Source organism: Flexivirga sp. YIM B11880 (genome assembly GCF_058148645.1).
Genome location: NZ_JBMAMH010000022.1, coordinates 1 through 23,579, shown reverse-complemented (window position 1 = coordinate 23,579; position 23,579 = coordinate 1). Strand labels below are relative to the sequence as shown.

At 69.5% G+C, this 23,579-nt stretch carries 23 protein-coding genes, 1 pseudogene and 1 riboswitch; of the genes and pseudogenes, 14 read left to right on the top strand and 10 right to left on the bottom strand.

What is annotated here, in order from left to right; genetic code table 11:
* Position 1: 1 nt before the first annotated feature.
* Positions 2-1,051, top strand: coding sequence for a lipoate-protein ligase LplAB (gene lplAB / locus ACN8HC_RS19065; protein WP_490076432.1), 1,050 nt, complete (start codon positions 2-4; stop codon positions 1,049-1,051).
* 1 nt (position 1,052) lies between these two features.
* Here lplAB and ACN8HC_RS19060 read toward each other — a convergent pair whose 3' ends face one another.
* From ACN8HC_RS19060 to ACN8HC_RS19030, 7 genes and pseudogenes are all read right to left on the bottom strand, one after another.
* Complete coding sequence (locus tag ACN8HC_RS19060) at positions 1,053-1,664, bottom strand: thiamine phosphate synthase (RefSeq protein ID WP_490076431.1); 612 nt, start codon at positions 1,662-1,664, stop codon at positions 1,053-1,055.
* A complete protein-coding gene (locus tag ACN8HC_RS19055) occupies positions 1,661-2,542 on the bottom strand; it encodes a thiazole synthase (protein WP_490076430.1) in 882 nt (293 codons plus the stop codon). The genes ACN8HC_RS19060 and ACN8HC_RS19055 overlap by 4 nt, the downstream gene beginning before the upstream one ends.
* Before the next feature lies 1 nt (position 2,543).
* Positions 2,544-2,750, bottom strand: a complete 207-nt coding sequence (thiS, locus tag ACN8HC_RS19050) for a sulfur carrier protein ThiS (protein WP_490076429.1) — start codon at positions 2,748-2,750, stop codon at positions 2,544-2,546.
* Positions 2,747-3,031: an FAD-dependent oxidoreductase gene (locus tag ACN8HC_RS19045; protein ID WP_490076428.1), complete on the bottom strand. Its 285-nt coding sequence runs from the start codon at positions 3,029-3,031 to the stop codon at positions 2,747-2,749. Before ACN8HC_RS19045 ends, thiS begins: the two co-directional genes overlap by 4 nt.
* A 68-nt stretch (positions 3,032-3,099) precedes the next feature.
* A pseudogene (locus ACN8HC_RS19040) lies at positions 3,100-3,834 on the bottom strand (NAD(P)/FAD-dependent oxidoreductase); the annotation flags it as partial.
* Between the two features lie 36 nt (positions 3,835-3,870).
* Positions 3,871-3,982: riboswitch (TPP riboswitch) on the bottom strand.
* Between the two features lie 56 nt (positions 3,983-4,038).
* Positions 4,039-4,791 (bottom strand): SDR family NAD(P)-dependent oxidoreductase, encoded by a 753-nt coding sequence (locus tag ACN8HC_RS19035; protein WP_490076427.1) that lies wholly within the window; start codon positions 4,789-4,791, stop codon positions 4,039-4,041.
* 44 nt (positions 4,792-4,835) lie between these two features.
* Positions 4,836-6,092, bottom strand: a complete 1,257-nt coding sequence (locus ACN8HC_RS19030) for a threonine/serine exporter family protein (RefSeq protein WP_490076426.1) — start codon at positions 6,090-6,092, stop codon at positions 4,836-4,838.
* Positions 6,093-6,253: 161 nt separating this feature from the next.
* Between ACN8HC_RS19030 and iolD the strand changes: the two genes are divergently transcribed.
* On the top strand, positions 6,254-8,191 hold the full coding sequence (gene iolD, locus ACN8HC_RS19025) for a 3D-(3,5/4)-trihydroxycyclohexane-1,2-dione acylhydrolase (decyclizing) (RefSeq protein ID WP_490076425.1): 1,938 nt from the start codon (positions 6,254-6,256) through the stop codon (positions 8,189-8,191).
* Between the two features lie 3 nt (positions 8,192-8,194).
* Here iolD and ACN8HC_RS19020 read toward each other — a convergent pair whose 3' ends face one another.
* Positions 8,195-8,938, bottom strand: a complete 744-nt coding sequence (locus ACN8HC_RS19020) for a GntR family transcriptional regulator (protein WP_490076424.1) — start codon at positions 8,936-8,938, stop codon at positions 8,195-8,197.
* 153 nt (positions 8,939-9,091) lie between these two features.
* On the opposite strand from ACN8HC_RS19020, the gene iolC reads away from it, so the two are divergent.
* The 8 genes from iolC to ACN8HC_RS18980 all read left to right on the top strand — a co-directional run bounded on the left by iolC (position 9,092) and on the right by ACN8HC_RS18980 (position 16,852).
* Positions 9,092-10,051 (top strand): 5-dehydro-2-deoxygluconokinase, encoded by a 960-nt coding sequence (gene iolC / locus ACN8HC_RS19015; RefSeq protein ID WP_490076423.1) that lies wholly within the window; start codon positions 9,092-9,094, stop codon positions 10,049-10,051.
* Positions 10,052-10,053: 2 nt separating this feature from the next.
* A complete protein-coding gene (locus tag ACN8HC_RS19010) occupies positions 10,054-10,935 on the top strand; it encodes a Cgl0159 family (beta/alpha)8-fold protein (protein WP_490076440.1) in 882 nt (293 codons plus the stop codon).
* Positions 10,932-11,861 (top strand): 5-deoxy-glucuronate isomerase, encoded by a 930-nt coding sequence (gene iolB, locus ACN8HC_RS19005; RefSeq protein ID WP_490076422.1) that lies wholly within the window; start codon positions 10,932-10,934, stop codon positions 11,859-11,861. Before ACN8HC_RS19010 ends, iolB begins: the two co-directional genes overlap by 4 nt.
* A complete protein-coding gene (locus ACN8HC_RS19000) occupies positions 11,858-12,805 on the top strand; it encodes a TIM barrel protein (RefSeq protein WP_490076421.1) in 948 nt (315 codons plus the stop codon). Before iolB ends, ACN8HC_RS19000 begins: the two co-directional genes overlap by 4 nt.
* 22 nt (positions 12,806-12,827) lie before the next feature.
* Positions 12,828-13,832 (top strand): Gfo/Idh/MocA family protein, encoded by a 1,005-nt coding sequence (locus tag ACN8HC_RS18995; protein WP_490076420.1) that lies wholly within the window; start codon positions 12,828-12,830, stop codon positions 13,830-13,832.
* 20 nt (positions 13,833-13,852) lie between these two features.
* Positions 13,853-14,125, top strand: coding sequence for an acylphosphatase (locus ACN8HC_RS18990; RefSeq protein ID WP_490076419.1), 273 nt, complete (start codon positions 13,853-13,855; stop codon positions 14,123-14,125).
* 209 nt (positions 14,126-14,334) lie between these two features.
* Positions 14,335-16,458: an excinuclease ABC subunit UvrB gene (uvrB, locus tag ACN8HC_RS18985; protein WP_490076418.1), complete on the top strand. Its 2,124-nt coding sequence runs from the start codon at positions 14,335-14,337 to the stop codon at positions 16,456-16,458.
* 43 nt (positions 16,459-16,501) lie between these two features.
* Positions 16,502-16,852, top strand: a complete 351-nt coding sequence (locus ACN8HC_RS18980) for a DUF3817 domain-containing protein (protein WP_490076417.1) — start codon at positions 16,502-16,504, stop codon at positions 16,850-16,852.
* 69 nt (positions 16,853-16,921) lie between these two features.
* Here the strand turns inward: ACN8HC_RS18980 and ACN8HC_RS18975 are convergent, their stop codons facing one another.
* Both ACN8HC_RS18975 and ACN8HC_RS18970 read right to left on the bottom strand, forming a co-directional pair.
* On the bottom strand, positions 16,922-17,878 hold the full coding sequence (locus tag ACN8HC_RS18975) for a threonine ammonia-lyase (protein WP_490076416.1): 957 nt from the start codon (positions 17,876-17,878) through the stop codon (positions 16,922-16,924).
* A 9-nt stretch (positions 17,879-17,887) separates the two neighbouring features.
* Positions 17,888-18,865: a D-2-hydroxyacid dehydrogenase gene (locus tag ACN8HC_RS18970; RefSeq protein ID WP_490076415.1), complete on the bottom strand. Its 978-nt coding sequence runs from the start codon at positions 18,863-18,865 to the stop codon at positions 17,888-17,890.
* Positions 18,866-18,928: 63 nt separating this feature from the next.
* On the opposite strand from ACN8HC_RS18970, the gene ACN8HC_RS18965 reads away from it, so the two are divergent.
* The 4 genes from ACN8HC_RS18965 to ACN8HC_RS18950 are packed head-to-tail and all read left to right on the top strand — an operon-like array spanning position 18,929 to position 23,383.
* Positions 18,929-20,152: a M24 family metallopeptidase gene (locus tag ACN8HC_RS18965; RefSeq protein ID WP_490076414.1), complete on the top strand. Its 1,224-nt coding sequence runs from the start codon at positions 18,929-18,931 to the stop codon at positions 20,150-20,152.
* 1 nt (position 20,153) lies between these two features.
* Complete coding sequence (locus tag ACN8HC_RS18960; RefSeq protein WP_490076413.1) at positions 20,154-21,350, top strand: aminotransferase-like domain-containing protein; 1,197 nt, start codon at positions 20,154-20,156, stop codon at positions 21,348-21,350.
* A complete protein-coding gene (locus ACN8HC_RS18955; RefSeq protein ID WP_490076412.1) occupies positions 21,350-22,663 on the top strand; it encodes a M20 family metallopeptidase in 1,314 nt (437 codons plus the stop codon). Before ACN8HC_RS18960 ends, ACN8HC_RS18955 begins: the two co-directional genes overlap by 1 nt.
* A 42-nt stretch (positions 22,664-22,705) precedes the next feature.
* Positions 22,706-23,383 (top strand): GntR family transcriptional regulator, encoded by a 678-nt coding sequence (locus ACN8HC_RS18950; RefSeq protein ID WP_490076411.1) that lies wholly within the window; start codon positions 22,706-22,708, stop codon positions 23,381-23,383.
* The last annotated feature ends 196 nt before the right edge of the window (positions 23,384-23,579 follow it).

The window sequence follows — 23,579 nt, the reverse complement described above, 5'->3', positions numbered from 1 at the left end:
CATGCGCGGTGAATACAAGGTTCCGGGCGGCAAGCTCGTCGCCGTCGACGTCGTGGTCGAATCCGGCCGTCTGGCGAGTGTTTCGGTCTCCGGCGACTTCTTCCTCGAGCCGGACGAGGCACTCGAGGACATCGACGCAGCGCTGACCGGTATGCCGGCGGACGCGTCGGTCGACCAGCTGGCCGCCGCGATCACCGGTGCGCTCGACCCGTCGGTACAACTCATCGGGTTCAGCGCGGAAGCCGTCGGAGTCGCCGTACGCCGCGCACTGGGCAAGGCGACCGGGTGGGAGGACCACGAGTTCGACGTCATACCGGCGACCGTCCTGCCGCCGGTGGAACACGTGGCCCTCGACGAGGTCATCGCGCACGAGGTGGCGGCCGGCACGCGTCCGCCGACACTGCGCTTCTGGGACTGGGACTCGCCCCTCGTCGTCATCGGCTCCTTCCAGAGCTATCGCAACGAGATCGACCCGGAGGGCGCGGCCAAGCACGGGATCGATGTCGTGCGCAGGATTTCCGGCGGCGGCGCGATGTTCATGGAGCCGGGCAACTGCATCACCTACTCGCTGGTGGTGCCGTCCTCGATGGTGGAGGGCCTGAGCTTCGAGCGGTCCTACGCGTTCCTGGACGAATGGGTGATGGGCGCGCTCGCAGAGGTCGGCGTCAACGCACACTACGTGCCGCTCAACGACATCGCCTCCGACAAGGGCAAGATCGCGGGAGCGGCGCAGAAGCGTTTCGCGGACGGCGCGGTGCTGCATCACGTGACCATGGCCTACGACATCGATGCGGACCGGATGCTCGAGGTGCTGCGCATCGGCCGGGAGAAGATGTCGGACAAGGGCACGAAGTCGGCGAACAAGCGGGTGGACCCGATGCGGTCGCAGACCGGGATGGCGCGCGAGCAGATCCTGGAGAGCTTCACCACGTCCTTCCTCGCGCACTACCGCAGCCGGTTGTCGTCATACACCGACGACGAACTGGCAGAGGCTCGCCGGCTGGTGGGCGAGAAGTTCGGCACGCCGGAGTGGACCCACCGGGTGCCGTGACCTAGCTCTTCGTGTCGCTGGCGAGAGCAGTTGCCGCACCGACGTATTCGAGCGCTGCCCGGTGCGGGTCGGCGGCGCGCATGAGCGGTCCCATGACGGCCGCGCCATGAACGCCGGTGGTGGCCAGCTCTCCGAGATCCGCCGGCCGGACGCCACCGATCACCAGCACCGGTGGACAGCCCTCGATGGCCGCGAGGTTTCGCAGCCCGTCGATGCCGAGCGCCGGGCCGTGTCCGGGTTTGGAGGACGTCGGCGCGTACGGTCCGGCGATCACGAAGTCGGCGCCCTCGGCCACCGCCCGTCGCACCTCCGCGGCGTCGTGGGCGGACCGGCCGACCATCGCCGGGCGGAGCTCCGGCCGGGGCGCGTCTCGGCTGAGGTGGCATCCGCTACCGTCCCCGCGTGCCGTGCGGGTCAGGATCGCGGCGGTGTGGCCGATCCGGTCACGCACACGCGCGAGCAGATCGTCATACAGCGGCGGCGCGAGGTCTCGCTCGCGGAGCAGCACGTGCCGGAAGCCCGCCTCGACGCAGGCGGCGACGATGTCCACGAGGGACCGGTCGCCGGTCTGGGTGCGGTCCGTGACGAGCAGCAGCCGCGGTATGTCGCTCACCCGCTGACCAATCCCGACATGGGCGAAGACGCTCGTGCCAGAGTGCTCTTCGCGATGCGGCCGGCCAGCCGAGCCGATCGTCCGGCACGGACGGCGTCGCGCATCGCCGCGGCCATGACCGCCGGTTGCTCGGCTCGGGTCACCGCGGTGGCGAGGAGCACGGCCGAACAGCCCAGCTCCATGGCCAGCGCCGCGTCCGAGGCGGTGCCGATGCCGGCGTCGAGCACCACCGGGACGTCCACTTCCGAGCAGATCAGCTCGATCGCGTGCGGGTTGCGGATGCCGAGGCCGGACCCGATCGGTGCACCCAGTGGCATCACCCCGGCACAACCGACGTCGCGCNCGTCCACTTCCGAGCAGATCAGCTCGATCGCGTGCGGGTTGCGGATGCCGAGGCCGGACCCGATCGGTGCACCCAGTGGCATCACCCCGGCACAACCGACGTCGCGCAACCTGCGCGCGACGACGAGGTCATCGGTGGTGTAGGGCAGCACCTGAAACCCGTCGTCGACGAGCTGTTCGGCCGCGTCGAGGAGCTCGACGACGTCCGGAAGCAGGGTCCGGTCGTCCGCGACGACCTCCAGCTTGACCCAGTCGGTCTGCAACGCCTCCCGCGCCAGTTGCGCGGTGAAGACTGCTTCGCGAGCTGTCCGGCACCCGGCGGTGTTGGGCAGGATGTGCACGCCGGCAGCGTGAATGGTCGGCAGCAGCCCACTGGTGACTGCGGACCCGGTGCGACGCATCGAGACGGTCACGACGTCGGTGCTGCTCGCCGCGATGCAGTCCGCGAGGACTGCGGCCGCGGACACTCCGCCCGAGCCGAGCAACAGCCTGCTGGACAGCGAGCGGCCGGCGAGTTCCCAGTCTGCGGAACTCATTTCAACCACCCGCGCACGGCCGGACGATTTCGACGGCGCTGCCCGGTGCGACCGTCGTCTGCTCCCAGCGGGAGGACGGCACGACGGCGCCGTCGAGCGCCACGGCGAACCACCTGCCCTCGAGGCCTTCGGCGGCGAGCACGCCGGTGATCAGCAGTCCGGGTGTCCAGCGCCGTGGGTCGCCGTTGAGCCGGAAGGTTTCGGTCATCTGATGTCTCCTTCGGTGAGAGCCGCGGTGACGTGCTCGGTCACGGCCGCGGCGGTGAGCGGCGCGAGCAGGAAGCCGTGCCGGTAGTGGCCGGTCGCGAGGGTGAGGCCGGGCAGGGACGACGCACCCTGGAGTGGATGGTTGTCCGCGGTGCCCGGCCGCAGGCCGACGCGATGCGCCGTGATGGCTGCGTCGCGGAGCTCCGGCACCAAAGTGGTCGCGGTCGCGAGCAGGTCGAGCGCGGCGCCGACCGTCGGCGTGGTGTCGGCGCCGACGTCCACGCTGGTCGCTCGACGGTGAGGTGGGTGTCATCGTGCGGGACGAGGTAGACCGGTATCCGGTCGACGACGGCGCGAACGGTGGCGGCGACAGCCGGCCGGGTCAGTTCGAGGTCGATGAGCTCACCCTTGACCGGGCGCAGGCTCGTGAGGTCGGGCAGCGCATCGGCGAGCGCTTCCTTGCTGCGCCAACCGCCTGACAGCACAACGTGATCGGAGGTCAGCCGGGTGTCGTCGTCGAGGGCGACACCCACCGCGCGCCCGCCGCGGACGGCCACGGTGCCGCGGGCTCTGACCAGTTCGACACCGGCGCGGACGACTGCCGCACGCAAGGCGTCAAGGACGCGGCTCCGCAGGACGCAGAAGTCGTCGGGCAGCCACGCCGCAGCGCGGACCGTCGCCGCAAGGGCGGGTTCACGACGGCGCAGTTCCCGTCGGCCGAGCAGCTCCGGCGCGACCCCGACCTCGGCCAGCAACCGCAGCCGGCGCTCCAGCCTCGCTTCCTCGTCCGTGTCGGTTGCCACCAGCAGCGTGCCGGTGCGTCGTAACCCGACCGGCTGTCCGCCGCATCGCTCCAACTCGGCGGCGAACTCGGGCCACTGCTGCTGCGACTGGGAGGTCAGGCGCCACAGTCGTGTCTCGCCGTGGTCGAACTCCGCGGCTGCCGAGATCATGCCGGCGGCCACTTGGGAACCACTCCCGGGCTGGGGAACGTCGATCAGCGCAACACGGACACCATGCCGCGCCAGCTGCCACGCGATGGACAGGCCGATGACACCGCCGCCGAGGACGGCTACGCGGCTCACCGTGGAAAGTGCGGGAGCCGAGGGGTTCGAGGGTGATTCATCGCCATGGCTTCTCCTTGCGCCGGCATGACCCGGATCAAGTCGGTGACGGTCGGGGCTGCCTCAGCCCCCTCTCAGCCCGGTGCGCCGGACTCCCGCGAAGGACGTCGGGGAACGTATCACAGGACGCCTGCACATCGGGACGGCGTCCATGCGGCGGCGTCGTCAACCGCGGCCGAGCAGTGTGCCTCCGTTGACCTGCAGGATCTGCCCAGTGGTCCATCCCGCGTCCGGTGAGGCCAGGTATGCGACGGCCTCGGCGACCTCGTCCGGGGTGCCGGGTCGACCGGCCGGGATGGTTGCGGTCCGGGAAGCGGCCAGGTCGGGATCGGCTGCCAGTCGCTCGGCCCAGAACTCTGTGTCCGGGACGAAGCCGGGGGCGACCGCATTGACGGTTATCCCTTCGGCAGCAACGGTATTGGCCAAGGACAGGACCCACGCGTTGACGGCCGCCTTGGCAGCGCCATACGAGCCGGAGCCCCGGAGGGCAGCGATCGAACTCATGGCGACGATGCGCCCGCCGGGCCGCGAGAGGTGGGGCAGCAGGGCGTGTCCGAGCAACACCGTCGAGAGTACGTTGCCGTCGAAGTCCGCCCGCCACGACTGCGCCACCTCTTCCAGTGAATCGCCGCCGCCGACGCCATAGTTGCCGCCCGCGTTGGCCACGAGCACATCGATCGCACCGTTCGTCGAGACCTCGTCGGCGAGACGGCGCACCGCAGCCGGATCGGTCAGATCGCAGCCGTAGGTCGTCACGTCGGCCAGCTCGTCGACGCTGCGCAGTTCGTCGGCGGCCGCTGCCAGGACCTCGGTTCGCCGGCCGACGAGGAGCAACTCCGGGTCCTCGGCGAGCATGCGATGCGCGATCGCCTTGCCGATGCCGGTGCCGCCACCGGTGATGAGGATGCGTCGTTTCATGAGAGCGAGAGTAGCGACGACCGATCTGGCCCCATGCCCATCAGTCAGAGCCGATCCACGTCCGTGAGGTCGCAGCTGTCGACGTGGGCCGGCTCGGTCGGATCGAGCAGCCGGTCGAGGGCGCGTCCTGCGGCGCTGCCGATCAGGGTGCCGGCGGCGACGGCGACCACCGAGCCGATCGCGACGGTGGCCGCGTCGAATCCGGCCTGCCCAGTGGCCAATTCGGTCGTGCTCAACAGACCCAGGCTGCCCGGCACGAGCAGCCAGAAGGCCGGCAGGAAGACCACCAGCCGCAGCGGCCGGCCCGACAAGCGGTGGACGACCGCGGCCGCGAGAGCCGCCACCGCGGCACCCGTCAGGGCGCCGAGGATCAGCCCCGATGCGGCCTGCACGATCGACTGGGTCGCGAAGGTCAGCGCGAGCACCACGAAGATCCACGGTATGGCGGTGCGTGACGCCGCCACGTTGAGCACGATGCCGCAGCCGATCACCGCAACACCGAGGTATGGCGCAAGGGGCCCCAGATCCTGGCTGCGCACATTGGTCAGCGCCGACAGTTGCTCACCGGTGACCGACACCGCCGCGAACAGCCCGACCGCGAAGAGCACGAGTTGCATCACCCCGGACACGAGACGCGACGTGCCGGCGACCGCGGCGCCCGACGCGATCTCCGACATGCCCGTCACGATCATCGACCCCGGCAGCAGCACCGCGAAGGACGCGACCATCGTCCGCAGCGTGCCGTGCAACGGCCAGTGCTGGGCGATGAGCAGCACGAGCACCCCGACCGTGAACGACGCCAGCAATGGCAGGAGCGTGCGCACCACGGTGATGCGTCGGCTGAGCATCACCAGTCCGGCGACCACCAGCGAGCTGACGGCCGCGGTGACCAGGTCACGCCAGGTCGGTTGCAGGATCGCGCAGATGCCGGTGCCGACGGCGACGACGGCCAGATCGCTGACCCATACCGGCCGGGACGGGGGCATCGCCTCTGCGGCGTCGAGGTCTCGGAGTGCCACCGGGACGGTGATCGCGCCGCGCATCAGCCGCTCGTAGACGTCCTGCACGCGGGTGACCTGCTCGAAGCGCAACGTTCCTTTCACCGGCTCGAACCCGACGCTGTCGTCGGCGCTCAGACCCGCGAACAGCCCCGTCGGAGTGGCTGCGACACGCACCTCGGCCGCTCCGAGCCGACGGGCCAGCAGAGCCACCTGCCACTCGACGTCCGGCACGGGAGCACCGCCTGCGAGCAGTGCGCTGCCCATCCGGAGCAGCACCTCACGGGTCGCGCCTGTCGTCATACGACCCATGATGCCGGGAGGTGTGCCGCAGCGCGGTGGCCGAGCCCGTGTCGAGGTCCCGGCGCCTCACACCCCGGGCGGCATTTGTCAGGACATACGATTGACGGTCGGAACAGAACTGGCTTGAATGGCCACACCCGGCGACGGACGAGGAGCACGGCATGGCACAGCCACCGGAGACGGTGCGCCTGACGGTCGGGCAGGCGCTCGTTCGCTTCCTGGCCGCGCAGCACAGCGAGCGCGACGGTGTGCGGCGTCGGCTGATCCCAGGGGTGTTCGGCATTTTCGGCCACGGCAACGTGGCGGGCCTCGGTCAGGCGCTGCTCCAGGCACAGGTGCAGGCCGAGGCCACCGGTGCCCCGGTCGAGGCGTCCCACACCCAGCCGGCGGCGGGGGAGCTTCCCTATTACATGGCGCGCAACGAGCAGGGCGCTGTCCACGCCGCGGTGGCCTTCGCCAAGACGACGAACCGGCTGCAGACGCTCGCCGTCACCGCCTCGATCGGACCGGGCTCCACCAACATGATCACCGGAGCCGCCGTGGCCACCACCAACCGGCTGCCGGTTCTGTTACTGCCGTCGGACATCTTTGCGACCCGCCGGCCCGACCCGGTGCTGCAGCAGCTGGAGGACCCGCGCACTCCGGACATTTCGGTGAACGACGCGTTCAAGCCGGTCGCTCGGTTCTGGGACCGCATCAACCGTCCGGAACAGCTCATCCCGAGCGCACTCATGGCGATGCGAGTGCTCACCGACCCGGCCGAGACGGGCGCGGTGGTCCTCTGCCTACCGCAGGACGTCCAGGCGGAGGCTCATGACTGGCCGGTCGACTTCTTCGCCGAGCGCATCTGGCACGTCGCGCGCCCGGTGCCCGAACCGGCAGCACTGGAGCGGGCGGTCGCCGCCATCCGGGCCGCCCGACGCCCGCTCGTGGTCGTCGGCGGTGGTGTCGTCTACTCGGGCGCCTCCGAGGCGTTGCGCGAATTCGCTACGGCAACAGGAATTCCCGTCGCCGACACGCAGGCCGGCAAGGGCGCGATCAACTGGGACCACCCGTGCGCAGTCGGCGGGGTCGGCGCGACGGGCGCCGGTGCTGCCAACGAGATCGCCCGCCGGGCCGACCTGGTCATCGGCATCGGCACCCGCTACAGCGACTTCACCACGGCGAGTCACACGGTCTTCGCCGACCCCGACGTGCGCTTCGTCAACGTCAACGTGCTCCCCTGCGACGCCGCCAAGAACGGCGCGGAGCTGGTGATCGCGGATGCACGCGAGGCGCTCGGCGCGCTGCGTTCGGCGCTGTCCGGGTATGCCGTCGACGCCGCCTATCGGGACGAGATCCGCCACCGCGCCGCGGACTGGCAGCAGGTGGTCGACCGCTGTTACCACCTCGGCCACGGGCCGCTACCCGCGCAGACCGAGGTGTTCGGCGCGCTCAACGACCTGGTGGGGCCGACCGATGTCATCGTCAACGCCGCCGGCTCGATGCCGGGGGACCTGCAGTGCCTCTGGCGCGCTTCCACCCCCGAGCAGTACCACCTCGAATATGCCTTCTCCTGCATGGGATACGAGATCCCCGCCGCAATGGGGGTCCGTATGGCGAAGGGCGACCACGGGCAGGTGGTCGCGATCGTCGGCGACGGCAGCTATCAGATGCTGCCGATGGAGCTGGCCACCATCGTCGCCGAGCGGCTCAAGGTCATCATCGTGCTGCTGCAGAACCACGGGTACGCCTCGATCGGCGCACTGAGCGAGTCGCGGGGGAGTCAGCGGTTCGGGACCAGCTATCGCATGCGCAACGCCGCAACCGGTCGTTTGGACGGCGTCGACGTGCCGGTCGACCTCGCCGCCAATGCCGCGAGCTGGGGAGCAACTGTCTTACGGTGCAATGGAATCGACGAGTTCCGGAGCAATTACGCGAAGGCGGTCGAGCTGGACGGTCCGACCGTGCTCTACATCGAAACCGACCTCCACGGTCCCAATCCGCCTGGCACGGCCTGGTGGGACGTGCCGGTGGCCGAGGTCAGTGAGCTGGCGAGCACGCAGGTCGCCCGCGCGGAGTACGACGCCGAGCGGTCGGGCCAGCGCCACCACCTGTGACGATCAGTGGCGTTCGTGCACGGTGATGTCGAAGGCGTAACTGTCGGCCCGGTAGCAGTGGTCGCCGTACTCCACCGGCGCGCCGTCCGCGTCATACGCCCGCCGGGTCATGGTCAGCACCGGCACGGTCTTGGGCGTGCCGAGCAGGCGACGCTCGGTGGCCCGGGCGGTCCGCGCACCGATGCTCTGCTGCGCCACCGCCGGACGCACCCCGCGATGCCGCAGGATCTCGTAGAGGCCCTCCCGCCTCAACTGCTCCTCGGTGAGGTCGGCGAACCCGGGTTGCAGCCAGTTGTGCAACACCGCCAGCGGCTCACTGCCGGCATACCTCAGCCGCTCGATGAAGACGAGCGGCGTGTCGACGTCGACGCCCAGAATCTCGGCGACCTGCTGGTTGCGCGCCGCCGTGTCGAACACGAGCACGTCGGTACGGGGATCGCGACCTGCTCGCCGCAGATCGTCGTGCAGGCTGGTGAGCTCGTCGCGCCGATGCACGATCGGGCTCGCCACCGTGGTGCCGATGCCGCGCCGCCGCGCCAGCTGCCCGCGCTCGACGAGTTCCGCGATGGCTCGGCGGACCGTCGGTCGTGACAGCTTGAGGCGCGCAGCCAGCGAGAGCTCGTTCTCCAGGGCGTCGCCCGGCTTCAGCACTCCCGACTCGATCGCCGCGGTCAGCTGCTCCGCCAGCTGGTAGTACAGCGGCACCGGACTGCTCCGATCGATCCGGATCGGGAGTTGAGCTGACATATGGGCAGCGTACTGGACGGTCACCCGTTCGTTAGCACGTCATAATGTCAGGACAATTACTTGACGAGGTGCCGTCCGAGAGGGTTGGATCGAGGGGAGTGCGACGCCACGTCCCGACCGAGCTCACCTGCTGCCAGCGAAGGGTCTCACCGTATGTCCGCGAGCGGAGCTCCCGATGTGTTGACCATCGGGCGCGTCGGCGTCGACATCTACCCGCACCAGATCGGCGTCGGCCTCGAGGACGTCGCGACCTTCGGCAAATTCCTCGGCGGCAGCGCCACCAATGTCGCCGTTGCGGCGTCCCGGCTGGGCTGGCGGTCCGCGGTGATCACTCGCACCGGCGAGGACCCTTTCGGACGGTTCGTGCACCGGAGCCTCCGGGAGTTCGGGGTCGACGATTCCTACGTCACGGCGGTGCCCGGGCTGCCGACGCCGGTCACCTTCTGCGAGATGTTTCCGCCCGACGAGTTCCCGCTCTACTTCTACCGATTCCCCGTCGCACCCGATCTGTGCATCGAGCCGGACGAGATCCCCGTCGACGCTGTCCGTGGGGCGGGCATCTACTGGTCCACCCTCACCGGACTCTCGACGCAGCCCAGCAAGGATGCTCACCTGCGGGCCTGGGACACCCGCGGGCGCGCCGGCCACACCGTCATCGATCTCGACTACCGGGCGATGTTCTGGGACACACCGGCGACGGCACGCAGAGCGGCCGAGGAGGCGCTCGGGCAGTGCACCATCGCGATCGGCAATGAGAAGGAGTGCGAGGTCGCGGTCGGGGAGACCGATCCGGAGCGCGCGGCACGTGCACTGCTCGATCGCGGTGTGCAGGTCGCCGTCGTGAAGCAGGGGCCGAACGGCGTGCTCGTGACAACGGCCGACGAATCGCACGTGGTCCCGCCGGCACCTGTCGAGGTCGTCAACGGACTCGGCGCCGGAGACGCCTTCGGCGGGGCCTTCTGCGCGGGCCTGCTCGAAGGCCGTCCGCTCGCGGAGACGGTGAGCCGCGCGAATGCCGCAGGAGCCATCGTCGCCGGGCGGCTGGAGTGCAGCTCTGCGATGCCGACTCCCGGCGAACTCGACGACTTTCTCGTCGCGCGGAGCTCTTCGTGACGATCGACACCGCACAGCTCGCCGCCCTACGGCGGCGGAACCCCTCCGCGGTGGCGGCTGCCTGGGCCGGGCGCCGCCGGCGGACCGTCCTGGAACGAGGCGACAAGATTCTCGTCGTCGCTGCCGATCACCCGGCTCGTGGTGCACTCGGGGTGCGGGACGACGCGACCGCGATGTCGTCGCGGCCCGAGTTGCTGCAGCGGCTCGCCACCGCCTTGGCGCATCCAGGGGTCGACGGAGTGCTCGGCACTCCTGACATCTTGGAGGACCTGCTGCTCGCCGGCCTCCTCGAGGGCAAGCTGGCGATCGGCTCCATGAACCGCGGCGGCCTGCAGGGCGCGACGTTCGAGCTCGACGATCGGCTGACGGCATACCGGGCGGCGGACATCGCCGACCGTGGGCTGGACGGCGGCAAGATGCTCGTCCGCATCTCCCTGGACGACCCAGCTACGGCCGCGACCCTGGAACAGTGCGCGCGGAACGTCACCGAGCTCGCCGCTCACGAGACGATGGCAATGATCGAACCGTTCTGGTCGGTGCGCCGCGAGGGCCGCGTGCACAACCGGCTGGACCCGGACTCGGTGATCCGGTCGATGCAGGTGGCGTCGGGTCTCGGTGCGACCTCGGCATACACCTGGCTGAAGGTGCCCGTCGTCGACGACATGGCTCGCGTCCTCGACTCCACCACGTTGCCGGTGCTGCTGCTCGGCGGTGACCCCCTCGGTCATCCGGACGACGTCTACGCGACGTGGGGGCGCGCCCTCGAGGCACCCACTGCGGCGGGCCTGGTCATCGGCCGGGCGCTGCTCTACCCGCCGGACGGCGACGTGGCGGCGGCCGTCGACATCGCCGCCGAACTGGTGCACGAAGGGATCACATCGTGACGGACGACGACTGGTTGCGGCCGAACGGCACGACGGCCGACGACGGATTCGACGTCGCGATCCGCCCGGACGGTGCGACCTGGCAGCACACCGGTCTGCTGGTCGCCGACCTCGCCGCCGGCGAATCCCGCACGCTGACCAGCGGATCGGACGAGTACATCGTCCTACCTCTGTCCGGCGGCGGCTCGGTCGAGGTGACCGTCCAAGGTGGCGTCGTCGTGACCCTCGCCGGCAGGGCGTCGGTGTTCGCCGGTGCCGCCGACTGTGCCTACGTGCCGCGGAACACGACCTGCACGCTGCGCGCCGTCGGTGCCGCCAAGGTCGCACTGTGCTTCGCGGGGGCGACCGCGGACGTGCCGTTCTCGGTGGTCCGGGCGCCCGATGTCCCGGTCGAGCTGCGGGGAGCCGGGCAGTGCTCGCGGCAGGTGCAGAACTTCGGCACACCGGACACGCTGGAGGCGAGTTCGATCATCGCCTGCGAGGTGATCACCCCGGCGGGCAACTGGAGCTCCTACCCTCCGCACAAGCACGACGAGCACCGGCCCGGCCTCGAGACGGAGCTGGAGGAGATCTACTACTTCGAGCTGCAAGCGGTGGCCGGTGCGCCGGAGAGCACCGACCCGGCGGGCTACTGCTGCATCTCGGGCACCGACGCACGACCCATCGACGTGCGCGCCCGCGTGCGCAGCGGCGACGTGTTGCTCGTGCCGCACGGGTGGCACGGACCTGCCATGACGCCGCCCGGCTACGACCTCTACTACCTCAACGTGATGGCCGGCCCCGGCCCGGAACGGAGCTGGCTCATCTGCGACGAGCCGGCACACGGCTGGGTGCGCCGCACCTGGGAGCACGAGCCACTCGACCCGCGGTTGCCGTTCAGGTCCGCCGCCTCCCCACGACCGACCGACCCGGAGGGTCGAGCATGACCGCTTCCAGCTCAGCCGGCGACAAGGCCGTCAATGCCGACCCGCGGTACCACCAACTGACGGTGGGCGTCTGCCCGGACCAGTGGGGTGTCTGGTTCGCCGACGACCCGCAGCAGATCCCGTGGCGGACGGCACTGGACGAGATGGCGGAGGCCGGCTTCTCGGTGATCGAGACCGGGCCGTTCGGCTATTTCCCGACCGACCCCGAACGACTCAGGGCAGAGATGGATGCGCGCCGTCTCCGCGTCGTGGCCGGCACCGGTTGGGGCATCCTGCACCAGGAGGAGGCCTGGCCCGACACGGAGCGCACCTTCCGGGCGATCGGTGAGACTCACGCCGCCGTGGGCGCGGAGTATGTCGTGCACCTGCCCCCGATGTTCCGCGACGAACACACCGGCGACTTCACCGACGAGCGGACACTGACCGGCGCGGCGTGGGAGCGCTACACCACCAACGCCAACCGCCTCGGGCGGATCATGAAGGAGGACTACGGACTGCAGATGGTGCTGCACCCGCACGGCGACTCGCACATCGAGACGCGGGAGGACATCGACCGGATCTTCGGGGCGACGGACCCGGCATACGTCGGCTTCTGCCTGGACACGGGGCACATCGTCTACGGCGGCGGCGACAACGTCGATCTGATCCGCACCTACCCCGACCGGATCTCCTACGTCCACCTCAAGGCGATGGACCCGCAGATCGTGCGACAGGCACACGAGCAGGACTGGAGCTTCGCGGAGGCGGTCCGCAAGAAGGCGTCCGTGGCGCCACCGGCCGGCGAGCCGGACCTGCCTACCGTGATCGACGCGCTGGCCGCCTTGGACAAGCCGCTCTATTGCATCTGCGAGCAGGACATGTATCCCTGCGACCCGTCCTACCCGTTGCCCAACGCGATCCGCACCCGTGAGTTCCTCGCCCAGCACGGCCTCGGACAGCTGTGAGTCTCGAACGGAGAGAAGGGGAATGACGGTTCGCATCGGTATGATCGGGCCCGGCGGAATGGGCCGGGCGCACATCGAGCGCATCCGGACGGTGATCGCCGGCGGCGAGGTGACCGCACTGAGCGACATCGACCTCGACACCGCTCACCGCGTGGCCGCCGACATCAGCGCGAAGGTCTTCCCGTCCTCGGCGGAGCTCATCGCGTCCGACGCCATCGACGCGGTGATGGTCTGCACGTACGGTCCGGCACACAAGGACGACGTGATCGCCGCCATCCGGGCCGGCAAGCCGGTCTTCTGCGAGAAGCCCCTCGCACCCACCGCGTCCGAGTGCCTGGAGATCGTGCGGGCTGAAGAGGACTGCGGTCGCAGGCTGGTGACCGTAGGGTTCATGCGCCGGTTCGACCCGTCATACCGGCAGCTCAAGGCGATTCTGGACTCAGGTGAGCTGGGCGATGCACTGATCATGCACAGCCGGCACCACAATCCGACGGTGCCCGAGCGCTACACCTGGGACATGGCGATCAACGACACCGGCATCCACGACATCGACACGGTGCGCTGGCTGCTCGGCGAGGAGATCGTCTCCGCCCGGGTGGACAAGCCCAAGAAGACCCGCCACCGGTTCCCGCACCTGCACGACCCGCTCGTGCTGATCCTCACCAGTGCATCCGGTGTCTGGATCGATGTCGAGATCTTCGTGAACAACCAGCACTCCTACGACATCCAGTGCGAGGCCGTCGCCGAACTCGGCACGGTCCGGTTGTCGGATCAGCAGTTGGTGGAGCGGACCGGCGCCATCGGTCGGTCGCACGCGCTTGCGATGGATCACAACGAGCGTTTCGGCGCGGCGTTCGTCCTCGAGGTCCAGGAGTGGATTGCCGCGGTGGCCCGTGGCGAACACACCGGGTCGACGAGTTGGGACGGGTATGCCGCGGCCTGCGTGTGCGACGCGGGAGTGCGGGCATTGACCGACGACGGTGTCGTGGCCGTCGAGATGATCGACCGGCCGGCGTTCTACCGCTGAGGGAGCGGCATGCTGTGGGCATGACTGGACGAGCCGTCGACGTGACGATCACCGGACGAGTCCAAGGGGTGTTCTTCCGCGCCACCTGTGAGCAGGAGGCCCGGCGCCGTTCGGTGGCCGGGTGGGTGAGCAACGCCCCGGACGGATCGGTCACCGGTCACTTCGAGGGCGACGCCGAAGCCGTCGCCGCACTGGTCGACTGGTGCCATGACGGCCCGCGGCGGGCCACGGTCGACCGGGTCGAGGTGCGCGAGAGCGACATCCAGGACTGCGCCGGTTTCGAGGTGCGCTGATCGTCGGGTCGCTCCGGGCGTTGGACACATTGCGGGGCGCACCGCGCGATCTGTGTCACCGAAACCAGTCGCGACGGGAATCAGCGCTGTCGGTGCCGACGTTTACCGTTGCACTATGAGCCTCCCTCTCCGGACGCGTTGCGAGTCGCAAGCTCCCTGCAACACGACCGGATCTCAAGCCTCCTGCCGTCTATTTGGGATTGACTTCCATGCGTCCGACCACTGACCTGCAGCGCCGGGTGGCGCCGTTCGAGGTCATCTCCGAATACTCTCCGAGCGGCGACCAGCCGACCGCGATCGCCGAGCTGGCACGCCGGGTCAGGGCGGGGGAGCGGGACACCGTGCTCCTCGGCGCCACCGGCACCGGCAAGTCGGCGACCACTGCGTGGCTGATCGAGCAGGTGCAGCGCCCGACGCTCGTGATGGCGCCCAACAAGACGCTCGCCGCGCAGCTGGCCAACGAGTTCCGGGAGCTGTTGCCGCACAACGCCGTTGAATACTTCGTCTCCTACTACGACTACTACCAGCCCGAGGCCTACATCCCGCAGACCGACACCTACATCGAGAAGGACTCGTCGATCAACGACGAGGTCGAGCGGCTGCGGCACAGTGCCACCAACTCGCTGCTGACCCGGCGTGACGTGATCGTCGTCGCCTCGGTCTCGTGCATCTACGGCCTCGGCACGCCGCAGGAGTATGTCGACCGGATGCAGCCACTCCGCGTGGGCGACCAGCTGGACCGCGACGACCTGCTACGCAAGTTCGTCCAGATGCAATACACGCGCAACGACCTGGCGTTCACCCGCGGCACCTTCCGGGTGCGGGGCGACACCGTCGAGATCATCCCGGTCTACGAGGAGCTGGCGATCCGCATCGAGTTCTTCGGCGACGAGATCGAGCGGCTCTACACACTGCACCCGCTGACCGGTGAGGTCGTGCGCGAGGAGCAGGAGATGTACGTCTTCCCGGCGTCGCACTACGTCGCCGGTCCGGAGCGCATGGAGCGAGCCATCTCCTCGATCGAGGCCGAGCTAGACGACCGGCTGAAGACCTTGGAGAAGCAAGGCAAGCTGCTGGAGGCGCAGCGCCTGCGGATGCGCACGACCTACGACATCGAGATGATGCGCCAGGTCGGGTCGTGCTCCGGCATCGAGAACTACTCCCGGCACATCGACGGCCGCGGACCGGGCAGCGCTCCCAACTGCCTGCTCGACTACTTCCCGGAGGACTTCCTGCTCGTCATCGACGAGTCGCACCAGACCGTGCCGCAGATCGGCGCGATGTACGAAGGCGACATGTCCCGCAAGCGGATGCTCGTCGACCACGGCTTCCGGTTGCCGAGTGCGATGGACAACCGGCCGCTGAAGTGGGAGGAGTTCCTGGAGCGGATCGGGCAGACCGTCTACCTGTCGGCGACACCCGGCGACTACGAACTCGCCCGGGCCGGCGGCGAATACGTCGAGCAGGTCATCCGGCCGACCGGTCTGGTCGACCCCGAGATCGTGCTGAAGCCGACCAAGGGGCAGATCGACGACCTGCTGCACGAGATCAATGTGCGCACCGAGCGCGACGAACGTGTCCTGGTCACGACGCTGACCAAGAAGATGGCCGAGGATCTCACCGACTACCTGCTGGAGAAGGGCGTTCGCGTCCGCTACCTGCACTCCGAGGTCGACACCTTGCGCCGGGTCGAGCTGCTCCGCGAGCTGCGGCTCGGCGAGTTCGACGTGCTGGTCGGCATCAACCTGCTGCGGGAGGGCCTCGACCTGCCCGAAGTCTCGCTGGTCAGCATCCTGGACGCCGACAAGGAGGGCTTCCTGCGGTCGGCCCGGTCGCTCATCCAGACGATCGGCCGCGCCGCCCGCAACGTCTCCGGTCAGGTCCACATGTATGCCGACACGGTCACCCCCTCGATGCGGGAGGCCATCGACGAGACCAACCGGCGGCGCGAGAAGCAGCTCGCCTACAACAAGGAAGCCGGCGTCGACCCGCAGCCGCTCCGCAAGAAGATCGCCGACATCACCGACATGCTGCAGCGCGAGGACGCCGACACCGATGCGCTGATGGGCAGCGGACGTGCCCAGTCCCGCGGCAAGCCCGACGGTCGTGGCAAGCGCGGCGGCCGGGGTGCGGTAGTGGCGGACGGCGAAGTCGCCGGAGTGACCCGGGTGTCCGGCCTTCCGGCGTCCGACCTGGCCGGTCTCATCCAGGAGCTCACCGAGCAGATGCACCAGGCAGCGGCTGACCTGCACTTCGAGCTGGCCGCTCGGTTGCGCGACGAGCTGGGCGACCTCAAGAAGGAGCTGCGGCAGATGGAAGCGGCAACGCGCTGAGCCGGTGGACCAGGCCGTCTACTACGTCACGTAGCATTCCGGCATGGTCACCACTCTCGACGACAGAACCGCCGCTGAGCGCGCCACCACGAGTCTCCCGGCGGGGGCCTTCCGGATCGCTGCCTTCGCCGAAGCCGTCTCCTGGGTCGGTCTCCTGATCGGCATGTTCTTCAAGTGGATCGTGCAGTCGGGCGATCTCGGCGTCCGCATCTTCGGCCCGATCCACGGGACGATCTTCCTGCTCTACGTGGTGAGCCTCTGCGCGGTCTCGGTCAAGCACAAGTGGGCGGCCAAGGATTCCCTGCTCGGCCTGGTGAGCAGCATCCCGCCGCTGATGACGGTGTGGTTCGAGCGCCGCGCCGAGCGCCGCGGTCTGCTCGTCTGCAGGCGCTGAGGCGGCCGTTCTCGTCCCGAAGGACCGACGGTCGGTCGGTGGGGACGTGTTGCGGACGCCTCAGGGGGCTCAGACCGGAACGGGCTCGATCGAGTTGCCGGTGACCACGACCGCGATCCGAGTCCCGCGCCACCGATCCGGGTCTGCCTCCAGGAACGCCACGCCCGCCGCTGCCGCGCCCTCGACGACGAGGTCGTCGTGCCGCTGCAGCGTGTCCAGCGCGATGCGCAGCTGCTCCTCGCCGACGGTGTCGATCTCGTCGATCACCTGCTGGGCGATGCGGAACGTGTAGCGGTTGTCGGGACCCAGGTCGCCCAGCAACGACGTCGCGATCGTGTCCACTTCGTCGATCGACACCGGATGACCGGCCCGCAGCGACCGGTACATCGTGTCGGCGCGCTCGGCGCACACCCCGATGACCGGCGTGCTGTGCGACAGGCCCTTGACGGCGACGCCGATGCCGTCGATCAGGCCTCCGCCCGAGACCGGCACGATCACCGCATCGAGTGGTGGGAGATCGGCCCAGACCTCGAGCCCGATGGTGCCCTGACCGCTGATCACGTCGGGGTGATCGAACGGCGGAACGAAGAGGTAGTCACCCTCCTTCGCCAGCTGCAGCGCCGCGCCGATCGCCTCGGACTGGTCGTGGCTGGTGTGGTCCACCTGGGCGCCCAGGGCTTCCAGCGCCCGGGCTCGGTACGCCGGGACCGACTGCGCGAGGTATGCCGTCACCGGCAACCCGAAGCGCCGGCCGAGATAGGCAACAGCGCGCGCGTGATTTCCGGTCGAAGCGGTCGTGACACCGGCGAATTCCCGACGTTCTGCGGCGGCCAGGATCGCGTTGCAAGCGCCCCGCACCTTGAAGCTACCGGTCGGCTGCTCGATCTCGAGCTTGAGGTAGACCGTCGCTCCGGTGAGTTCGCTGAGGTGCCGGCTGACCGGTGCGGTGGTGTGTCGGACGTGCGGGGCGATCCGCGCCTGCGCCGCGCGGATCGAATCGAGGTCGGGCAGCTCAGCCTGCTTCATCCGGTCACGCTACCCAGCCGGCACGAAGCCCAGTCGCTTGTCGACCGGGTGCGGCAGCGGCTCGCCCGCGAGCCACCGCTCGGCGAGGTGCACGAATTGCGCGGCGAGGTCGTCCAGCCAACCCTTCGAGTCGCCGGAGAGGTGCGGCGAGATCGTCAGCGTGGGTAGGTCCCACAGCGGTGAGTCCGCGGGCAGTGGCTCCTCGCGGAAGACGTCCAGTGCCGCGCCGGCCAGCTCGCCCGCCTCCAGAGCGGCCACGAGGTCGTCCTCCACCACACTCGCTCCCCGGCCCACGTTGATGAAGTATGCCGAGGGCCGCATCACGCGAAAAATGCGGCGATCGAACAGGTTTCGCGTCTCGTCCGTCAGCGGCGTCACGTTGACGACGATGTCGAAGTCGGCGACGTGCTCGGTCAGCGTCGTGCTCGCGATGATCTCGCCGAAGTCGCGGTCACCGCTGCGAGCGGTCCGCCCGGCCCCGGTGACCTCGACGTCGACGGCACGCAACACCCGGGCGATCTCGCGGCCGATGCTGCCGGCGCCGACGACCAGCGCGCGACGCCCGCGCAGCGGCCAGGTTTCCCGATGCTGCCAGGTGCGCTCACGTTGCAGCTCGTATCCCTCGCGCATCAGCTTGAGGTGTGCCAGCACCGAGGCCAGCACGAACTCGGCGATCGGCCGGTCGAAGATGCCACGTGCGTTGGTCACCACGATGTCGGAGTCGCGCAACTGCGGGAAGAGCAGCTTGTCCACCCCGGCGGCGGCGACATGGATCCAGCGGATCGTGTCGCAGTGTCGCCATACCTCCTCGACCGTGGTGGAGAAGAAGTCCCAGAGGAACAGTGCGTCAGCGCCCTCCACGGCGTCGGCGAGTCCGGCCGCATCGGTGTAGCGGACGGTCGCGCGCGACGCGAGCGTCTCCAGACCTGCTGGCCGGTCGCCGGGTTCGGCGACCAGCACGGCGATGACGGGCGGAGCGGAAGTCACCCCGCCACTCAAAAGGCTGGGTGTCTGATTGTCAACAATCGATTCGCGATGCACCATGATCAGGTGACTCTTCCATCCTCCGACGCCGTCGCCGTCGATCTGCGCTCCCGTCCGTTCCCGGAGCAGGAATATCGCGATCGGTTGCGTGCCGTCCAGGCTCGTATGGCGGAGCGTCAGCTCAGTTCGCTGATCGTCGCCGACCCGGCGAACCTCTACTACCTGACCGGTTACAACGCATGGTCCTTCTACATGCCGCAGTGCCTCATCGTCCCGGCCGAGGGCGACTGCCACCTGTTCACTCGCACGATGGATGCGGCGGGTGCGCACTACACCGCCTTCCTGCCGACCGACCGCATCCACGGCTACCCCGACTACCTCGTCCACCGGCCGGACGCGCACCCGTTCGACTGGATCGTGGAGCGGGCGCTCGAGCTCGGCGTCCTGGTCGACGAACCGGGTGCGTATGTCGCTGCCGAGCTCGACGCACACTTCTTCACCGTCCGCAGTTACCTGGCGATCCGGTCCGGCCTCAAGCGGTCCGCACTGGTCGACAGCACTGAGCTGGTCAACTGGGTCCGAGTGCGCAAGTCGCCGCTGGAACGGGAAAAGCTCCATACCGCAGGCGAAATCGCGCAGTGCGTGATGGAGACGGCGCTGCGCGAGCTGGAACCCGGGCGGCGACAGTGCGACGTCGTCGCCGAGATCCAGCACGCCCAGGCGCTCGGCGCCCAGAAGCTGGGCGGTGACTACCCGGCGATCGTGCCGATGCTGCCGACCGGGGAGACCGCCGGCACACCGCACCTCACCTGGAGCGACCTGCCGCTGCGGAAGGGTGAGGCGACGACCATCGAGCTCGCCGGTGTCTTCCACCGCTACCACGCGCCGCTCGCCCGCACCGTGGTGCTGGGCAAGGCGCCACGGAAGCTCGTCGACTGCGCCGACGCCACCAACGAGGCGATGGCCGCACTGCTGGAGAAGATGCGACCGGGCAACCGCACCTGCGACGTGCACCGCGAGTTCGCGGACACCATCGGCAAGCACGGCCTGACCAAGGAGTCCCGCATCGGCTACTCGATCGGCATCGGCTATCCACCGGACTGGGGCGAGCGCACGGTGAGCGTGCGACCGGAGGACGAGACGGTGATCGAGGAGAGTATGGCGTTCCACGTCATCCTCGGTATGTGGATGGACGGCTGGGGCTACGAGACCTCCGAGTCGATGCTCATCGGACCCGACGGACCGGACCTGCTGACCAACGTCCCCCGCGGCCTGACCGCGAAGGAGTGAGATGACCCGGCTGCCCCTGGCAACCCGTGCCACCGACCTGGTGGGTTCGGTGATCGACTCGAGCACCTCGCTGCTGGCGAACCAACAGCACGACATCGTGCGGTTCGCGATGGGCAGTCCGGCCGCGGACGCCGTTCCCGCCGGGACGCTGCACGACATCGCGGCGCGCGAGCTCGGCCGGCCGGACTGCTACGACTACGCCGCGACCGAGGGCGACCCGCGGCTGCGGGACGCACTGCTCGCCCTGCTGGCCGGCACGCCCGACCGCACGTCTCCCGAACGGCTGCTGATCACGGCCGGCGGCATGCAGGGCCTCGATCTCGCGTTCAAGCTCTTCGTCGATCCGGGAGACCTGGTTGTCGTCGAATCGCCCACGTATACCAACGGATCCGCAACTGCACTGTCCTACCAGGCGGAGCTGCTGGAGGTCCCGGTCGATGACGACGGGATGCAGGTCGACCGGCTCGAGGAGCTGGCCGAGCGGGCCGGGAGGACGCCGAAGGCGATCTACGCCATACCCACCTTCCAGAACCCGTCCGGCGCTTCCATGTCCGTCGAACGGCGACACCGGTTGCTCGAGCTCGCCCGGCGGTGGGGGAGCGTCGTCATCGACGACGACCCCTATGGGATGCTCCGCTTCGAGGGCGACGACGTCCCCTCGCTGCACGCTCTCGCCGACGGTGACCCACTGGTCTTCTCGGTGCGGACGTTCTCCAAGATCATCGGCCCCGGGCTGCGGGTGGGCTGGGTCGACGCGGATCCGTCGCTGCAGCAGCTGCTGATCAATGCGAAGCAGGCGATGGACACCTGCACCAACCTGCCCTTGCAGCGGCTGGTCGCCGGCTTCCTGGAGGGTGGGCACCTCCCGGAGCATCTGGGCGCGCAGCGGGCGGCATACCGGGAACGCAAGCACGCCATGCAGGACGCGCTCACCGAGCACTTCGCCGGTATGGCGCGGTGGACCGACCCGCACGGCGGCTTCTTCCTCTGGGTGACGTTCGACGGGCGCATCGACACGGAGGCGCTCTTCGAGACCGCGCTCGCCGAAGGTGTCGCGTTCATCCCGGGCAACGCGTTCTCGCCGAGCAAGCTCTTCCCGGACGCTCTCCGGCTCTGCTTCGCCTCGAGCACCCCTGAGCGCATCAGTGAGGGAGTCGCCCGGCTGCGGCGCGCGGTCGACCTGGCCGGATCACCATGATGAATATCCGCCAAGCAGAAGCGGTTTCGGCACTCGAACGGGCCGCCCTCGAGCGCGTCGACGAGGCCGACCTGGTCACGCTCACCCAGCGCCTGGTGCGACAGCCCGGCGAGAACCCGCCGGGCGGCGAGACGGCCCGCGTCGCGGCGTTGGTGGAGGCGTGCACCGAACGCGGACTCGTCGTGCGGACCGTGCCGGTCGCGGACGGCCGCGACAACGTGCATGCGGAGACGGCAGGTGGCGACGGTCCCCGGCTGCTGCTGCTCGGACACACGGACGTCGTCCCGGTCGGCGACGGGTGGACGGTCGACCCGTTCGGCGGGGTGGTGCGCGACGGCCGCGTCATGGGCCGGGGCGCCAGCGACATGCTCGGCGGACTTGCCGCCTGCCTCGTCGCGATGACCGCCGTGCAACGGGCGGCCGCCGAGACCGGTGTGGAGCCGGCCGGCCGGATCGAGCTCGCGGCGACCGTGGACGAGGAGGAGGGCGGCCGCGGCATACGGCGGTTCATGAAGTGTCACGAGAGGCGTGACCGCGGCCGCCGGGGTCCCCGCGAAGTATCGGAGCGAGGATGCGCAGAACTTCGTGGGGTGACATACCTCGGCTGCATCACCGCCGAGCCGACCGACCTGCAGACGATCATCGCCGCCCGCGGCGACTGCTACCTGGACATCACCGTGCACGGCCGCGCCGCCCACGCCGGCCGCCCGTCGGACGGCCGCAACGCGATCTATGGTGCGGCGCGCATCATCGAGTCGCTGCGGGCCTGGAATGACGAATTAGCCGCCGCGCCACACCCGCTGGCCGGGCCAGCCACCTGGAGCGTCGGCATCGTGACCGGCGGTCAAGGCACCGCCATCGTGCCGGGGATGTGCCGGATCCAGGCCGACCGGCGACTGCTGCCGGGGGAGCAGCCGGAAGCGGTGCTGGCGGACGTCCAGGCACGCATCGACTCGCTGGGGCTGGAGCGCGACGAGCTGCGAGTCGACGTGGCGATGCCGATGAGCATGCCGGGTTTCGAGACGGCGCACGACGATTCGTTCGTGCGCATCGTGGACACCGCGCTCGCGGAGTCCGGAGGGCCGCGCCTGCCAACGGGCGGCTGGACCGCGGCGTGCGATGGCGGTTTCGTCAGCTGTGACCTCGGTGTTCCGACCGTTGTGCTCGGAGCCGGGTCGGTCAACGACCAGGCGCACCGTCCCGACGAGTCCGTCCCGATCGGCGAACTGGTCGTGGCGGCGCGGACCTACGTCCGGGCGGCGGTGCGGCTCCTCGCGGGCACCGACGGGCAGGCACGCGGCGGCAGTGCGTGACCGGCGAGTAATCTGCATCCGGCACGAGGGAGGCACAACAGTATGACGAGCGCTGGCGCGGAACACCCCCGGCTGGAGCCGGTCGTCCGTGAGTCGACGGCGGTCATGATCGCCGACCGCGTCCGCGACGCCATCGAGCGCGGCGACCTGCCGCCCGGCACCCAACTCGGCGAGGCCGAGCTGGCCCGACAGCTCGGGGTGAGCCGCGGCCCGCTGCGCGAGGGCCTGCAGCGGCTCACCCAGGAGGGCTTACTCCTGTCGATCCGCAACCGCGGCCTGTTCGTGATCGAGATGACACCCGAGCGGGTCCGCGACATGTACATCGCCCGCCAGGCGGTCGAGCGAGCCGCCGCGGAGCAGATCCACCTCGGCACGCCGAAGGAGGCGGGCGCCCAACTGCTGGAGATCACCGATCGAATGGGCGCCACCGCCGCCGCGTCGGACGCGTCCGGCGTGGGCGAAGCCGACATCGCGTTCCACGATCTGCTCGTGCGGCTGGCCGGCAGCCCGCGCCTGTCCCGAATGCACCGGACGCTGCTCACCGAGACGCGGATGGGCATCCACGCGCTCGACCCGACCTACGAGGGCGACGACGTCCGCGTCGCCGAACACCGAGCAATTGCACAGTCGTTCGTCGACCAGGACCCCGCCGAGACCGACCGGTTGCTGCAGTTGCACATGGCCGACGCCGTCGAGCGGCTCACGGCCGGCCGGAGCTGAGCACTCGGGTCGACCGTTCGGGATGTGGCCGGCGGCGTACGTGCACGTAACTCGCGACGGTCGCGACCTGTGCACGCGACGAGCGGCATACCTGCGCCTAACTCGCGACGGTCGCGGCTTTTGCACGCGTGAGGCGGCACACCTGCACGTAACTCGCGACGGTCGCGACCTGTGCGCGCGACGAGCGGCATACCTG

Excerpts from the sequence above, each read along its gene's own strand:
- ACN8HC_RS18955 (WP_490076412.1), top strand. The coding sequence starts at position 21,350 with ATGAATATCCGCCAAGCAGAAGCGGTTTCGGCACTCGAACGGGCCGCC.
- ACN8HC_RS19000 (WP_490076421.1), top strand. The coding sequence starts at position 11,858 with ATGACCGCTTCCAGCTCAGCCGGCGACAAGGCCGTCAATGCCGACCCG.
- uvrB (WP_490076418.1), top strand. The coding sequence starts at position 14,335 with ATGCGTCCGACCACTGACCTGCAGCGCCGGGTGGCGCCGTTCGAGGTC.
- iolD (WP_490076425.1), top strand. The coding sequence starts at position 6,254 with ATGGCACAGCCACCGGAGACGGTGCGCCTGACGGTCGGGCAGGCGCTC.
- ACN8HC_RS19030 (WP_490076426.1), bottom strand. The coding sequence starts at position 6,092 with ATGACGACAGGCGCGACCCGTGAGGTGCTGCTCCGGATGGGCAGCGCA.
- ACN8HC_RS18950 (WP_490076411.1), top strand. The coding sequence starts at position 22,706 with ATGACGAGCGCTGGCGCGGAACACCCCCGGCTGGAGCCGGTCGTCCGT.
- ACN8HC_RS18990 (WP_490076419.1), top strand. The coding sequence starts at position 13,853 with ATGACTGGACGAGCCGTCGACGTGACGATCACCGGACGAGTCCAAGGG.
- thiS (WP_490076429.1), bottom strand. The coding sequence starts at position 2,750 with ATGACCGAAACCTTCCGGCTCAACGGCGACCCACGGCGCTGGACACCC.
- lplAB (WP_490076432.1), top strand. The coding sequence starts at position 2 with ATGCGCGGTGAATACAAGGTTCCGGGCGGCAAGCTCGTCGCCGTCGAC.
- ACN8HC_RS19035 (WP_490076427.1), bottom strand. The coding sequence starts at position 4,791 with ATGAAACGACGCATCCTCATCACCGGTGGCGGCACCGGCATCGGCAAG.
- ACN8HC_RS18980 (WP_490076417.1), top strand. The coding sequence starts at position 16,502 with ATGGTCACCACTCTCGACGACAGAACCGCCGCTGAGCGCGCCACCACG.
- ACN8HC_RS19020 (WP_490076424.1), bottom strand. The coding sequence starts at position 8,938 with ATGTCAGCTCAACTCCCGATCCGGATCGATCGGAGCAGTCCGGTGCCG.
- ACN8HC_RS18975 (WP_490076416.1), bottom strand. The coding sequence starts at position 17,878 with ATGAAGCAGGCTGAGCTGCCCGACCTCGATTCGATCCGCGCGGCGCAG.
- iolC (WP_490076423.1), top strand. The coding sequence starts at position 9,092 with ATGTCCGCGAGCGGAGCTCCCGATGTGTTGACCATCGGGCGCGTCGGC.
- ACN8HC_RS18995 (WP_490076420.1), top strand. The coding sequence starts at position 12,828 with ATGACGGTTCGCATCGGTATGATCGGGCCCGGCGGAATGGGCCGGGCG.
- ACN8HC_RS18960 (WP_490076413.1), top strand. The coding sequence starts at position 20,154 with ATGACCCGGCTGCCCCTGGCAACCCGTGCCACCGACCTGGTGGGTTCG.